This is a genomic window from Planococcus sp. A6 (assembly GCF_028823615.1).
Taxonomy (GTDB): Bacteria; Bacillota; Bacilli; order Bacillales_A; family Planococcaceae; genus Planococcus.
On sequence record NZ_JAPEHT010000259.1, the window covers coordinates 1 to 1,063 of the forward strand.

General features: G+C 38.9%; 1 protein-coding gene. It reads left to right on the plus strand.

The features are described 5' to 3' along the window. Positions 1–913 (plus strand): triple tyrosine motif-containing protein (locus ON064_RS18325; protein ID WP_274625886.1); only part of this gene is annotated, 913 nt, incomplete at its 5' end. Between the last annotated feature and the right edge of the window lie 150 nt (positions 914–1,063).

The window sequence follows — 1,063 nt, forward strand, 5'->3', positions numbered from 1 at the left end:
TGCTGGAAATTTAAAAAGTTACAATAAGTCCAGTGGGTACACAGATAGTTTTATTATTACAGGTAGTGTAGGCAGCATAAATGTAATAGTGGATAAAACGAGCCCGCAAAACCCAGGAACTCCAGTTACTTTGACAGCTACTTCGAGTGGGAGTTCAAATCCCATCTATAAATTCTGGGTACGGGAAAATGGAGTTTGGAAAGTGCTTCAAGATTACAGTACAGATAATAAGTTTGTCTGGAGTCCACCATCAAACGGAGAATATCTATTCTCCGTTCATGCAAAAGATACAGATTCGAAGGCTGGATATGAATCATATAAGACACTTAATTACACTATTACATCAGAAGTAGAAAATGTAGATGTAACAGTAGATAAAACGAGCCCGCAAAACCCAGGAACTCCAGTTACTTTGACAGCTACTTCAAGTGGGAGTTCAAATCCCATCTATAAATTCTGGGTACGGGAAAATGGAGTTTGGAAAGTGCTTCAAGATTACAGTACAGATAATAAGTTTGTCTGGAGTCCACCATCAAACGGAGAATATCTATTCTCCGTTCATGCAAAAGATAAAGATTCGAAGGCTGGGTATGAATCATATAAGACACTTAATTACACTATTACATCAGAAGTAGAAAATGTAGATGTAACAGTAGATAAAACGAGCCCGCAAAACCCAGGAACTCCAGTTACTTTGACAGCTACTTCAAGTGGGAGTGCAAATCCGATCTATAAATTCTGGATACGGGAGAACGGAGTTTGGAAAGTGCTTCAAGATTACAGTACAGATAATAAGTTTGTATGGACCCCACCATCAACAGGTAAATATTTGTTCTCTGTTCATGCAAAAGATACTGATTCGAAGGCTGGGTATGAATCGTATAAGACACTTAATTACATCATTGAGGAGTAATTCAAAATTGTACCCAAGGGTCCGGGCGTAGGTAGTGTCCCTGTGCATGACACACTTTTCCATGGAAGGCGCCAGTTGACCATTCAACTGGCGCTTTTTTCATTTCTGTAAGGTGAATGAAGGTGATGATATTGAAAAAATTGTTGATTG